This window comes from Streptomyces sp. NPDC089424 (assembly GCF_044749345.1).
Lineage (GTDB): Bacteria > Actinomycetota > Actinomycetes > Streptomycetales > Streptomycetaceae > Streptomyces.
Genome location: NZ_JBIVHU010000002.1, coordinates 719,650 through 733,055, shown reverse-complemented (window position 1 = coordinate 733,055; position 13,406 = coordinate 719,650). Strand labels below are relative to the sequence as shown.

The 13,406-nt window shown below is 71.7% G+C and carries 11 protein-coding genes; 1 reads left to right on the top strand and 10 read right to left on the bottom strand.

The window, feature by feature from the left end; genetic code table 11:
- Positions 1-75 precede the first annotated feature (75 nt).
- From ACIP2X_RS10915 to ACIP2X_RS10870, 10 genes are all read right to left on the bottom strand, one after another.
- On the bottom strand, positions 76-1,776 hold the full coding sequence (locus tag ACIP2X_RS10915; RefSeq protein ID WP_401672292.1) for an FAD-binding protein: 1,701 nt from the start codon (positions 1,774-1,776) through the stop codon (positions 76-78).
- 131 nt (positions 1,777-1,907) lie between these two features.
- Positions 1,908-3,140: an NAD(P)/FAD-dependent oxidoreductase gene (locus ACIP2X_RS10910; protein WP_401670359.1), complete on the bottom strand. Its 1,233-nt coding sequence runs from the start codon at positions 3,138-3,140 to the stop codon at positions 1,908-1,910.
- A gap of 108 nt (positions 3,141-3,248) precedes the next feature.
- Positions 3,249-3,665 carry an OsmC family protein gene (locus tag ACIP2X_RS10905; RefSeq protein WP_401670356.1) on the bottom strand — a complete coding sequence of 139 codons (417 nt, stop codon included), beginning with the start codon at positions 3,663-3,665 and terminating at the stop codon, positions 3,249-3,251.
- Positions 3,666-4,039: 374 nt separating this feature from the next.
- A complete protein-coding gene (yicI, locus tag ACIP2X_RS10900) occupies positions 4,040-6,385 on the bottom strand; it encodes an alpha-xylosidase (RefSeq protein ID WP_401670354.1) in 2,346 nt (781 codons plus the stop codon).
- On the bottom strand, positions 6,385-7,803 hold the full coding sequence (locus ACIP2X_RS10895; protein ID WP_401672290.1) for a GH1 family beta-glucosidase: 1,419 nt from the start codon (positions 7,801-7,803) through the stop codon (positions 6,385-6,387). The genes yicI and ACIP2X_RS10895 overlap by 1 nt, the downstream gene beginning before the upstream one ends.
- Positions 7,804-7,849: 46 nt before the next feature.
- Positions 7,850-8,701, bottom strand: a complete 852-nt coding sequence (locus tag ACIP2X_RS10890) for a carbohydrate ABC transporter permease (RefSeq protein ID WP_401670351.1) — start codon at positions 8,699-8,701, stop codon at positions 7,850-7,852.
- Positions 8,702-8,706: 5 nt separating this feature from the next.
- Complete coding sequence (locus ACIP2X_RS10885) at positions 8,707-9,666, bottom strand: carbohydrate ABC transporter permease (protein WP_401670348.1); 960 nt, start codon at positions 9,664-9,666, stop codon at positions 8,707-8,709.
- A 10-nt stretch (positions 9,667-9,676) separates the two neighbouring features.
- Positions 9,677-10,945: an extracellular solute-binding protein gene (locus ACIP2X_RS10880; RefSeq protein WP_401670346.1), complete on the bottom strand. Its 1,269-nt coding sequence runs from the start codon at positions 10,943-10,945 to the stop codon at positions 9,677-9,679.
- Between the two features lie 97 nt (positions 10,946-11,042).
- The gene (locus ACIP2X_RS10875; protein WP_401670343.1) at positions 11,043-12,125 is read right to left on the bottom strand and encodes a LacI family DNA-binding transcriptional regulator; all 1,083 of its coding nucleotides are present in this window, start codon (positions 12,123-12,125) and stop codon (positions 11,043-11,045) included.
- A 194-nt stretch (positions 12,126-12,319) separates the two neighbouring features.
- Positions 12,320-12,907, bottom strand: coding sequence for a TetR/AcrR family transcriptional regulator (locus ACIP2X_RS10870; RefSeq protein ID WP_401670341.1), 588 nt, complete (start codon positions 12,905-12,907; stop codon positions 12,320-12,322).
- Positions 12,908-12,968: 61 nt separating this feature from the next.
- Here ACIP2X_RS10870 and ACIP2X_RS10865 point away from each other — a divergent pair, with 61 nt between their 5' ends.
- On the top strand, positions 12,969-13,388 hold the full coding sequence (locus tag ACIP2X_RS10865; protein WP_401670339.1) for an ester cyclase: 420 nt from the start codon (positions 12,969-12,971) through the stop codon (positions 13,386-13,388).
- The last annotated feature ends 18 nt before the right edge of the window (positions 13,389-13,406 follow it).

Genomic DNA, 13,406 nt, shown 5'->3' with positions numbered 1-13,406 from the left:
CCGCACGCCCACGAATTCCGTACAGGAAAGACAGCGCGCCGACCGCGTTTGTGACAGGTCGGCCGAACCGGCCGTCTACTCCACGAGCTTGCCGTCGGTCGACACCTCGTGCATCAGGGCGGAGATCTCGTCCGGGACGGCGGGAATGGCCTCGCGGGTCACACCCGTGCTCGGCGACCACACCAGGTTGACCCGCATCTCGGGGTCCATGTCCGGGAAGTCGCTTCGGTTGTGGCAGCCGCGGGTCTCGCGGCGCTCCAGCGCCGCCTCCAGCGTGGCCCGCGCGGCCAGCGCCGCGGCCTTGAGGTCGAAGGCGTGCGCGAGGTCCTGGAAGCCGGCGATGTCGGGATGGACGCCGATGTCGTCCATCCGCTTCTCGATCGCGCTCAGCTCGGCCAGCCCGGTCCGCAGCCCCTGCTCGTCGCGCACGACGCCGGCGTGCTCGGTCATCGTGTTGCGCAGGGCGCGCTGCAGCGCGCGGACGTTCTCGTGCCCGTCCGCCGTGAGGAGGCCGTCGACCTCGGCACGGGCCTCGGCCACCGCGGCCGCCGACCGGGGCTGCGCCGTCAGGGAATCCGAGTACGCGGCGGCCGCCTGACCGGTGATCCGGCCGAAGACCAGCAGTTCGATCAGGCTGTTGCCGCCGAGGCGGTTGGCGCCGTGCAGCCCGCTGGAGGCCTCGCCGATGGCGTACAGACCACGGACGTCGGTGCTGTGGTCCTCGGGCCGGACCCAGACCCCGCCCATCGAGTAGTGCGCCGTGGGCGCGACCTCGATCGGCTCGCGGGTGATGTCCAGCATCTGCAGGTCCAGGAGCGTCTGATAGACCCGGGGGAGCCGGTTCATGATCGTCTGCCGGGGGAGGTGGGAGACGTCGAGCCACACTCCGCCCTTCTCCGTGCCGCGCCCCTCCTTGATCTCCGTGTAGGACGCGAGGGCCACGCGGTCGCGGGTGGAGAGTTCCATGCGCTCGGGGTCGTAGCGGTCCATGTACCGCTCGCCGAGCGAGTTGCGCAGGATGCCGCCCTCGCCGCGCGCCGCCTCGCTGACCAGCGTGCCGGCCGCGTTCTCCGGCTCGATGATCCCGGAGGGGTGGAACTGCACCAGCTCCGGGTCGCGCAGCCGCGCCCCGGCCTCGACCGCGAGCCGGAAGGAGTCACCGGTGTTCTCGTCGCGCCGCGAGGAGGTGCGGCGCCAGATGCGGGTGTGGCCGCCGGCCGCGAGGATCACCGCGTCGGCGTGGATCAGGTAGCGCTTCCCGTTCGTCAGGTCGAACCCGTACGCCCCGAAGACGGCCCCGTCGTGGACCAGCAGCCGGGTGATGTACACGCTGTCCAGCATGGGCACCTTGAGCTGGGCGGCCCGCGCGACGAGCGTGCGCTGGATCTCCAGGCCGGTGTAGTCGCCGGCGAACGCGGTGCGGCGGAACTTGTGCGCGCCGAAGAAGCGCTGCGAGATACGGCCGTCCTCCTCCCGGGCGAAGGCCATGCCGTAGCGCTCCAGGTCGTCGATGCCGCGGGCGGCACCCTGGGTCACGATCTCGACGGTGCGCGGGTCGGCGAGGAGGTAGCTCTCCTTGAGGGTGTCGGCGGCGTGCTGCTGCCACGTGTCCCCGGGGTCCATGGTGGCGAGGGCCGCGTTGATGCCACCGGCCGCGAGGGCCGTGTGCGCGTCCTCCTTGGGGCGCTTGCCGACGGCTAGGACATCGACACCGGCCTCGGCCAGCTCGATGGCCGCCCGCAGGCCGGCTCCGCCGGTGCCGATCACCAGCACCATGGTGGAGAGACGTTGTTCGGTGAGAGACACGATTGCTCCGATCGGCTTGTTGTCACCCTGTACGACCGGACGATCGAGGAATCTGTGACAGTCGAGCGGACGTCCGGCGCGGGCCGGAGGGCCAAGGGCCGTCAGCCGACGAGAGCGTCCAGCGGGACACCGGGGTCGCGGAGGCGGGCGTCGTCGACGCCGGCCCGGGAGAGCACCAGGTCGCGGATGTCGTCGATGACGTCCCACACATTGACGTTCATACCCGCCAGCACCCGGTTCCCCGACATCCAGAAGGCGACGAATTCCCGTGCCGCGGTGTCGCCCCGGAAGACGACGCGGTCGTAGCCACCGGGTGCGACGTAGCCCGTGTACTCCATGCCGAGGTCGTACTGGTCGGTGTAGAAGTACGGCAGCCTGTCGTACACGGCCTCCTTGCCGAGCATGCTCTGCGCGGCCGTCGCCGGCTGGTTCAGGGCGTTGGCCCAGTGCTCCACGCGCAGGTGGCGGTCCAGCACGGGGTGGTAGGCGTTGGCGACGTCGCCGGCGGCGTAGATGCCGGCCGCCGAGGTCCGCAGGTGGGCGTCGGTGACGATGCCGTCGCGCACCTCAAGGCCCGCTTCCTGCGCGAGGCGCACGTTGGGGGTGATGCCGATGCCCACGACCACCGCGTCGGCGGCGAGGTGGGTGCCGTCGGCGAGCCGGACGCCGTCCACCCGGCCGTCGGACCCGGTGAGCCGCTCGACCTCCGCGTGCGGGAGCAGCCGTACGCCGTGGTCCCGGTGCAGCGCGGCGAACACCTCGGCGGCCTCACGCCCGAGCACCTTCAGCAGCGGCAGCTCCGAGTGTTCGAGCACCGTCACCTCCGCTCCGGCGGTCCGGGCGGCCGCGGCGGTCTCCAGCCCGATCCAGCCGCCGCCGATCACGACGATCCTCGCCCCCTTGGTGAAGGCGGCCTTGAGGCGCTCGCTGTCCCCGACGCGCCGCAGGTACAGAACGTTGTCGAGGTCGGCACCGGGGACGGACAGACGGCGCGGGGACGAGCCGGTCGCCAGGAGCAGCCCGTCGTATCCCAGCCGGCGCCCGCCGTCCAGCTCCACCTCCTTGGCGCGCGGATCCACCGCTCGCGCCTGCGTGCCCAGCAGCAGCTCGACGTCGTGCTCGGTGTACCAGTCCTCGGGGTGCACGAAGATCGAGTCCCGCTCCTCCTTGCCCAGCAGGTAGCCCTTGGACAGCGGGGGCCGGATGTACGGCCGCTCCCGCTCGTCGGCGACGACGAGGAGCGGGCCGTCGTGGCCCTCCTTCCGCAGCGCCTCGGCCGCCTTGCCCGCGGCGAGGCCACCGCCGACGATCACGAAAGTGTGCGCAGGGGACATGTTGTTCCTCGTCTCAGTTCCGCGTGGTTGATGCGTGGCGCTGCGAGCCGTAGCTGTGAAAATCATCCGTGAGACAGCCTCGGCGCGCCCCCTGTGACCGGTCGCCCGTCACGGCGTCCGGTCCTCGGTACCGCTCCGCGGTGCGAGGACCGTCGGCACGGTGACCACCGAGACGTCGCCGGTCAGCAGCCGGTGCACCGGGCACCGGCCGGCCACCGCGAGCAGCCGTTCCGTCTGCCGGGGTTCCAGGTCGCCGGTGAGCGTGACGCTCTTGACGATCTGCCCGGCCGAGTCGAACCGCACGTCGAGGTCGACCCGGTCGAGAGGCCACCCCTGGCGGTCCGCGTAGGCGCGCACCGCCATGGAGGTGCACGACCCGAGCGCGCCCAGGAGGACCTCCACCGGGGTGGGCCCCGTGTCCGCGCTGAGGGGCTCGGGCTCGTCGGCCGTCAGGGTGTGGGGCCCGATCGTGATGGAACGGGCGAGACGCCGGCCCTCACGGACCGACACGGGGCGTCCGGACATCAGTCCGCCTCTCGGGGTGGGGGTGCACCGCTCGTGAGCACCGCGGAGGACGGCGAGGGCGCGGGGAGGCGGCCGGCTCGCCACCAGTAGGACAGCTCAGACGCCGCCCGTGTGACAGCGCCGGGTGCCGCGCGGCGGCGGAAGGAGCCTGAGACGTCGCGCTGCGGTGTTGCGCGAAGGGGGCGGCGATGTCGTCACCCGAGCATCCGGTGGCCGCGCGTCCGCCCGGACCGAGTACGGCGAGCTGGCTCACCGGGCGCGCGGGGGATTCCCTCACGTGTCGCCAGGCGGCCCGCGCGCGGCAGGGATCTCCTCCCGCGAGGAGTCCGGCGGGACGCCCGCCCGGTCGCGGCCGGGCGGGCGTCCCGTCGTCGTCAGACGGAGGGCGTCCCCGTCACGCGCGCCGTGACCTCCGTCGTGCCCGACGGGACGCGAAGGAGTGTGCCGGGTTCCGTCGGCTCGGCGGACGCCGTCGACCCGGCGTCGAGCCGCGCCTGCGCGCCGACCAGCAGGACCCGCCAGGACCCCGGGGCGCCCTCGGCCGCGACGCGGACCACGTCACCGTCGCGGCGGGTACGGAACACGGCGTCCGCCGTGCCGTCGGAGGCGGGCACGGTGGTGACGGTCGTGACGCCGTCGGCCGGCACGTGGACGCGCAGGGTCACACCGTCCGCCCAGTCGTAGACCGCCGAGTCGTCGCTCGCGCCGAAGGGGATCACCGAGCCGGGGCGGGCGAGCAGGGGCAGGCTGTCGAAGCCGTACCGCTCGCGTCGCCACCCGGGGCCCTCGATCCGCTCACCCGACAGCACATGGGTCCAGGTGCCGGCCGGCACGTAGTACTCGACCTCGCCGTCGGCCGAGAAGACGGGCGCGACGAGCAGGTCGCCGCCCAGCATGTACTGCCGGTCCAGGGTGTGGCAGGCGGGGTCGTCCGGGAACTCCAGCACCATGGCGCGCATCATCGGGGTGCCGTGCTCGGCGGCCTGCCGTGCCGCGCCGAACAGGTACGGCATCAACCGGTGCTTCAGACGCGTGAAGTCGCGCGTGACCGCGACCGCCTCGTCGTCGTAGTCCCACGGCACCCGGTACGACTTGCTGCCGTGCAGCCGGCTGTGCGACGACAGCAGCCCGAACTGCACCCACCGCTTGAACACCTCGGGTGTCGGCGTGCCCTCGAAGCCGCCGATGTCATGGCTCCAGAAGCCGAAGCCGGACAGTCCCAGCGAGAGCCCGCCGCGCAGCGACTCGGCCATCGCGCCGAAGTGGGACTCGCAGTCGCCGCCCCAGTGCACGGGGAACTGCTGGCCCCCGGCCGTGGCGGAGCGGGCGAACAGCACGGCCTCGCCCGCGCCCCTGGCCTCGGTGAGCACGTCGAAGACGGTCTGGTTGTAGAGCTGCGTGTAGTAGTTGTGCATCCGCTCCGGGTCGGAGCCGTCGTGCCAGACCACGTCGGTCGGGATGCGCTCGCCGAAGTCGGTCTTGAAGCAGTCGACGCCCTGCGCGACCAGCACCCGCAGCTTGTCGGCGTACCATTCGCGCGCGTCGGGACTGGTGAAGTCGACCAGGGCCATGCCCGCCTGCCACAGGTCCCACTGCCACACGTCGCCGCCCGGCCTGCGCACCAGGTGGCCGAGGCGCTTGGCCTCCGCGAAGAGCGGGGACTTCTGGGCGATGTAGGGGTTGATCCACACGGAGACGCGCAGATCGTGCTCCTCCTTCAGACGCCGCAGCATGCCCTCCGGGTCCGGGAAGACGTCCGGGTCCCAGACGAAGTCGCACCACTGGTACTCGCGCATCCAGAAGCAGTCGAAGTGGAAGACGCCGAGCGGGATGTCGCGTTCGGCCATGCCGCGCACGAAGCGGTTCACCGTCTCCTCGTCGTACGAGGTCGTGAACGACGTCGACAGCCACAGGCCGAACGACCAGGCGGACGGCAGGGCCGGGCGGCCGGTCAGCGCCGTGTAGCGGTCGAGGATCTCCTTCGGCGTCGGACCGTGCACGACGAAGTACTCCAGCGACTGGTCCTCGACGCTGAACTGCACCCGCCCGACGGCCTCGGAGCCGATCTCGTAGCTGACCTTGCCGGGGTGGTTGACGAAGACGCCGTAGCCCCGGTTGGTGAGGTGGAACGGGACGTTCTTGTAGGCCTGCTCGCTCGCGGTGCCGCCGTCCGCCTGCCAGACGTCCACGGTCTGGCCGTTCCTGACGAACGGTGTGAAGCGCTCGCCGAGCCCGTAGACCAGCTCGCCGACGCCGAGCGAGAGCTGGGCCAGCGAGTGGTGCGCGCCGTCACCGGTGACGGCGAAACCGGTGCCCCGGGCCTCGGCGGAGGTGAGGACCCGCCCGTCCGCGACGAAGTCGAGCCGCCAGGGTGCGGAGGTGTCCACGCGCAGGGACAGCTCGCCGGCGGTCAGTTCCAGCAGGGCGCCGTCCCGGGTGACCTTGGCCGCGTGACCGGGTTCGGCGTGCAGCGCGAAGTCGGGGCCGTGCTCGGCGCCGCCCGCGTGATGGGTGGCGCGGACGCCGATGACGCCCTCGGCCGGCGACCAGCACTCGACGGTCAGCAGCGGGCTGTTGAGGGTGTGGCCGCGATCGGTCACGTGGCGTACGGGTGCGTAGAGGGTGAACCGGTCGTCGGTGGCGTGGACGTCGGCGACCTCCGCCGCGTACGACGCGCGCACGCCGTCACGCATCAGCCAGTAGCCGTCGGTGAACTTCATCAGATGTTCCTCGTGGTGGCGGTGTCAGGGGCGCCGGTACGGGCGCGGTGCGCGGCGATCAGCTGCCGGTACCAGTGGTAGCTGTCCTTGGGGATGCGCCGCAGGGTGTCGTAGTCGACCCGGACGATGCCGAAGCGCTGGTCGTAGCCGCGGGCCCACTCGAAGTTGTCGAGCAGCGACCACACGTAGTAGCCGCGGACGTCCACGCCGGCGCGCATGGCGGCCGCGAGGGCCTCCAGGTGGCTGCGCAGGTACTCGACCCGGTCGTCGTCGCGGACACGGCCCTCGGCGTCGACGGTGTCGGCCTCCGCGGATCCGTTCTCCGTGATCAGCAGCGGCGGCAGCGCCGGATAGCGCTCCGCCAGGTCGACCAGCAGGTCCGTGAAGGTGTGCGGGACGACGGGCCAGCCCATCGTGGTGTGCCGCACGTCCTCGCGCCACGTCTCCCTCGCCCGGACGTCGACGGCCGTCCGCGTGGCCGGGTCCGGGTCCTCGTACGGGGCGTCGGCGACGGTGATGGGCCGGTAGTAGTTGATGCCGACGAAGTCGAGCGGTGCGCCGACGAGCTCGAGGTCGCCCTCGTGCCGAAACGATTCGCCCGACTCCAGGAGCTCCCCCCAGGTCTCGGCCTCGTGCGCCGGATAGCGCCCGGCGAACAGCGGCTCGAACCACACGTCGTTGTGCAGTGTCCCCACACGGCGTACGGCTGCCAGGTCGGCCGGCGAATCGGTGGCGGGCAGCAGCCGGTCGGGGTTGAGCGTGATCCCGACCTCCTTGACGCCCGCGGCACGCAGCGCGCGCACCGCGAGCCCGTGGCCGACGAGGAGATGGTGGGCCGCGGCGAGCGCGCCACGGCCCTCGCGGGCACCCGGCGCGTGCCCGCCCGCCGCGTAGCCGACGAAGGCGCTGCAGAACGGCTCGTTGAGGGTGATCCAGCGGTCCACCCGGTCGCCGAGCCGGTCCGCCACGACGGCCGTGTACGCGGCGAAGCGCTCCGCGGTCTCGCGCACCCGCCAGCCGCCCCGGTCCTCCAGGGCCTGCGGCAGGTCCCAGTGGTAGAGCGTGGCGGCCGGGGAGATCCCGGCGGCGAGCAGTTCGTCGACGAGCCGGTCGTAGAAGTCCAGTCCCGCCGTGTTCACCGGGCCCGATCCGGTGGGCTGGACGCGCGGCCAGGCGACGGAGAAGCGGTAGCTGTCCACGCCCAGCTCGCGCAGCAGGGCGACGTCCTCGCGGTAGCGGTGGTAGTGGTCGCAGGCGACGTCGCCGGTGGCGCCACCGGCGACACGGCCGGGTTCGCGGCTGAAGGTGTCCCAGATGGACGGGCCCCTGCCGTCCTCGTCGTACGCGCCCTCGATCTGGTAGCTGGCCGTGGCGGCGCCGAAGAGGAAGCCGTCGGGGAAGCCGGGGAGACCCGAGATCTCGGGCGACTCGGGCAACTCGGAAATGCTCAAGGGAGGAACCGTCCTACTTGACCGACCCGCCGGTGATGCCGGCGGCGATGTACTTCTGGGCGACGACGAGCAGCACCGCGGCCGGTACGGCCGAGAGCACGGCGGTCGCCATCACCGCGCCCCAGTCGCTGACGTGCGCGCCGACGAACTGGTAGATGCCGAGCGTGATCGGCTTCACGTCGTCCGTGGTGTTGAGCGTCAGCGCGAAGATGAAGTCCGACCAGGCGAACAGGAAGGTGAACAGGCCCGCCGTGATCAGGGAGTTGCGGCTCATCGGCAGCACGACGCGGACGAACGCGGTGAAGCGGTTCGCGCCGTCCACCATCGCGGCCTCCACCACCTCGGTGGGGATCGAGACCATGAACGCCCGCAGCAGCACGATCGCGAACGGCAGCCCCAGCGAGGCGTCGGCGAGGATCAGCCCGAGGTACGAGTTGACCAGCCCCAGCTCCGCGTACGCGCTGTACATGGCGTTGGCGATGACGATGCCCGGCACCATCTGGGTGATGAGCGTGGTGAAGACGATGCCCTGGCCGCCCCGCAGACCGAACTGGGCCAGCCCGTACGCGGCGGGCGCGGCCAGCGCCAGACACACGACGACGGCGCCCAGCGCCACCCCGAGGCTGGTGAGCAGCGATCCGCCCTGGGTGCTGAGGGCGGTGTCGAAGTTGCCGAAGCTCGGCGACGTGGGGAACCACCGCGTGGCGGCGATGCTCGACTCCGGCTGGAGCGCGGTGTTGAGCATCCAGTACACCGGGAAGAGCAGGACGGCGAGGATCAGCAGCGCGGCGGTGGTGTTCCAGGCCGAGCGCAGCCGGACGGAGCGGGTGGGCCGGTTCTCCGGCGCGGTCGTGGGTCGCTTCATGTCGGTCACTTCCCCTTGCCGAAGTCGGCGCGGTTGGCCCGCAGGTACAGCACGGCGAAGATCGCGCTGATGAGGATCAGGACATTGCCGACGACGGCGCCCTGGCCGAAGTCGAGCTGAAGGAAGGACAGCTGGTAGGTGACCGTGCCCAGCGTCTGGGTGGAGTCGGCGGGACCGCCCGAGGTGAGTGCCAGGATCAGGTCGAGGATCTTGACCGTCGACATGAAGCCCAGCACCAGCACCACGGTGATCACCGGCCGCAGCATCGGCAGGGTGATGCTGCGGAACGTCCGCCAGGGGCCGGAGCCGTCCAGCGACGCGGCCTCGTACAGGTCGCGCGGTATCTCCTGGAGTCCGCCGTAGAGGATCACCATGTTGAACGGTATGCCGATCCAGATGTTGACCAGGACGGCCGACAGCAGCGCCACACTCGGACTGCTGAGCCACGGCACACCCTCCGCGGGCACCAGGCCGACGGCGTGCAGCACGGTGTTGAGCATGCCGTGCTCCTGGTCGAGGATGCGGCGCCACACCACGGCCGAGACCACCATGGGCACGAGCCACGGCAGCAGCAGCACGGCACGGACCAGCCCCGAGAGCCTGAAGCGCCGGGAGAAGAAGACGGCGAGGGCCAGGCCGATCGTGAACTGGCCGACCAGCGAGCCGACGGTGAAGAGCAACGTGTGCCACAGGGCGTCGCCGAACAGCTCGTTGGCGAAGACGGCCCGCCAGTTGTCGAGGCCGTTGAAGGGGGCCTCGCCGGTGAAGTACGTCTTGGGTGTGTAGTGCTGGAAGCTCATCACGATGTTGTTGACGAGCGGATAGCCGAAGAACAGCGCCATGTAGGCGAGGGCCGGCGCGACGAACAGCCAGCGCAGCAGCGACCTGTGCCGAGGGGCCCGGCGCGGACGCGTCCGTGCCTTGCCGGTGGCCTCGGCGGGCGCGATCGAGGTGATGGTGGTCATGGCCTGCTCCTCACTTCCCCGCCGAGGCCTGCTGCTGCGCCCGGTGCAGGGCCTGCTCCGGACTGGTGCGCCCGGTCAGCACGGACTGGAAGGCACCGGCCAGCGCGTCGCCGACGACGGGCCATCCGGTCCCCACCTGCGCGGTGCGGGACCGGGCGGTGGTCACCAGATCGGCGAAGGCGGCGAGCTTCGGGTTCTGCGCCGCGTACGCCCGGGCGGCCGCCGCGCGGGTGGGCACGTTGTTCACGGACTCGCCCCACTGGAGCTGGTTCTGCTCGGAGTTCAGGCAGTTCAGCAGCTCGCCCGCCCTCTTCTCGCGGTCCGGGTCGTCCTCGTTCTTCGGCACGGCCATGACGGTGCCGCCGATGGGCGGGACGGCGGCCTTGCCCGCCTCGGGCACGGGGATGCTCGCGACGGCCCAGTCCACGTTCTTCTGGGCGCTGAGGACCGGCACCTGCCAGGGGCCGTTGATCATCATGGCCGCGCGGCCCGCCACGAACTGGTCGTTGACGTCCTGCTGGTTCCAGTTGACCACCGACCGCGAGGCGGAGCCGTCCGTCACGAGGTCCTTCCAGAGCTGGAGCGCGGCCTCGCCCTTGCCGTTGTCGAGCTGCGCCTCGTCGCCGCCGGCCGACCAGAAGAAGGGCAGGAACTGGTACACGCCGTCCGCGTTGGGGCTCGCGCTGAAGGCCATGCCGTACGTGTCGCCGGCGGTCAGCTTCTTCGCGGTCTCCCGCAGCTCGGCCCAGGTACGGGGCGGCTCCAGCCCCGCGTCCTTCAGGAGCTCGGTGTTGTAGATCAGGGCGAGCGAGTTCACCGATCGGGCGACGCCGTACTGCACCCCGTCGTAGGAGCCGAGGGAGGTCGCGCTCGCGGAGAAGCCCGCCGTGTCGACGCCGGCCTCCTTCAGCGGGCGCAGCCCCTCGGTCTGCGCGAACTGCGGCAGCTCCGAGCCGTCGAGCTCCAGGATGTCGGTCAGGGAGTCGGAGGACGCCATGCGCAGCGCCTTCGAGGCGATCTGGTCGGCGGGCACACTGACCTGCTCCACCTTCACGCCCAGCGGCTCGGCGCAGCGGTCGAAGAACTGCTGGTTGGCGGTGTGCTCGGCCGTGTCGGTCGCCGAGTTGAGCACGGTGACCGTGCCCGGGTCGGGCTCCGCGGCGCAGCCGGTCAGGCCGAGCGCGGCGGTGGCGCACACGAGCGTCGCGGCGAGCGCGGGGACGCGCGCGCCTTTGGCTCTCACGGCTTTTGCTCCGATGCGTCCTGCTGGGGACGGCATGGTCGTGTCTCCCTTACATGTGCGGCTCTGGACATGCATTGCTCCGGCGTGGGCCGGTCGGGTCGGCCGTCCCGTCGGGTGCGGGACGGCCCGCCCCTCAGCCGGCGGCCGGCGGGGCGATGGAGGGTCCGGCCATACGCGGCTGGATCCGGTGGTACGGCGCTTCGCGCGACGGGTCCGGGGCAGCTGCCTCGTCCGTGTCACGTGTCGTCGTGCGGAGCGGGTCGAGGGGCGGCGTCGTGGTGCCGGAACGGAGCTCGACCGCCTCGACGGCGAGTCGGGCCACGGCCGCGGACATCTCGGCGACGGGCAGGTCGATCCGGGGCAGATGCCGGACGCCCAGCTCGTCGGGGAGGCTGCCGACGAGGACGACGGACAGGTCGTCGGGGATCCGCCGCCCGGCCGAGGCCACCGCGTCCAGCAGGTGGGGGAGGAGGATCAGGTGCTGGACGACGAGCGCGGTCGGCGCGGGAGTGGCGAGGAGCGCCTCGCGCAGTCGGCGCCCGAGGACGTCCGGATCGCGGTGCGAGGAGACCACGCGCACCTCGGCGCCCGTCTCGCGGGCCGCGCGCCGGGCGCCGTCGAGGCCGTGCAGCGCGTAGCCGCGGCGGGCGGCGATCTCGTGTTCGGCGGACGACAGGAAGACGATCCGCCGGTGGCCGGCCGCGGCCGTCCCCCGCAACGCGAGGGCGACCGCGGCCTCCCAGTCGAGATCCGTCCACGGCAGTCCGGCGTGGCCGTCATGGCCGAGCAGCGCGGCGGGGAAGCCCAGTTCGCGCAGGACCTCCATGCGGGGGTCGCGCTCCTCGACCGCCATCAGCACCGCCGCGTCCGCGAGCCCGCTGCGGGCCACCCGGCGCAGGCCGCCGACGCCGTCCTCGTCGGTGATGAGCAGCACGTCGTGGTCGTGGCCCCGGGCGGCGTCGGTGACGTCGACGGCGAACCGGCCGTCGATCGCCCGGTACTCACCGGGGACGCGGGGCACGGCGAGCGCGAGCACGCGGGTACGGGCACTGCGCAGCGTGCGGGCGCTGGCGCGCGGGTGGTAGCCGAGCTCGTCTATGGCGGCCTGGACCGCCCGCCGGGTGTCCTCGGAGATCTTGCGTGAGCCGCTCAGCACGTAGGAGACGGTGCTCGGTGCGACGCCCGCCCGTTCGGCGACGTCCTTGATCGTGGCCATGTCCCGCCCCTGTCCCCCCGTACAACTCTGTCGGGCTCGGATTGTCGAATCGATTCGACAGTGGACCGCACGGAGCACGTCGAATCGATTCGAGGATGGGCGAGACTGTAGGCGGGGGGTGCGGGCGAAGGCAATACCTTGCCGCGCACATCACGTTTGGTCCGGTCTGCCGGAATCTGCCGTGTGTGGGGGTCTCAGGGTGAGACGCCGAGCAGGTCGAGGGCGCCGAGAATCGCGCGTTCGAAGGGCTCGACGGACTGCTCGGCGCGGGCCAGCGCGTAACCGCCCTGGACGACAGCCGCCAGCGCGGCGGCGGTCCGCTCCGGTCGCAGGCTCGCGTCCAGTTCGCCCGCGGCCTGGGCCTCGGTGACGGCCCGGGCCAGGTGCTCGCCGAGGACGCCGAAGGTCTCCCGGACGGGTTCGCGCAGTGTCTCGTCCGCGACGATCTCGGGATCTCCCGCCAGCCGCCCGACACTGCATCCCCGCAGCACGTCCCGTTCCAGCAGCAGATAGGCGACGATCCGCTCCAGGCCGGTGCCCTCCCCGGTGAAGACCGCGCGGATCTGGGCCTGCATCAGCTCGGCGCTTCTGCGCTCGGCGGCCAGCACGAGGTCGGGTTTGCCGCTGAAGTGGTGATACATGCTGCCCTGCCCGACGCCGGAGCGGCGCAGGATCGCGGTCGGGCTGGTGCCCAGGTAGCCGCGGTCCCACAGCAGTTGACGGGTGCCTTCGACGAGGCGGTCCTTGGCGTTCGGGGTCTTCTCCACGGCCCCACCATACATACATGTATGTATGGTGGGCGACGGCGAGGCCGCTCGGCCCGCCGGACCACCGGGAGGACACATGACGCGCGGGAATTCGGTCGAGATCGTGGAGGCGTTCTGGGAGCAGGTGTGGAACGCCCACGATCCGGACAAGGTGGACGACTTCGTCGTCGAGGACTTCGTGATCACCAACGCCGGCGTGGACATCCGCGGGCGCGAGAACTTCAAGGCGTGGATCAGGGCCTTCCTCGGCCAGGTCGACGACCTCCGGCTGGAGGTGACCGAGACCTTCCAGAACGAGGACGGCAGCAGGGTCGCCTCCCGCTGGCGGCTGCACGGACGGAACAACGGCGTGCTGGGCTCCGAGCCGGACGGGCGGCCGATCTCCTTCACCGGCACCGCGGTGTGGGCCGTGCGCGAGGACGGCAAGCTCCTGCACAACTGGGTGGAACGCGCGAGCTGGGAACTGTTCCAGCGCCTCACGGCGAAGCGGCCCTGAGGTGCCCTGCCGCGACCC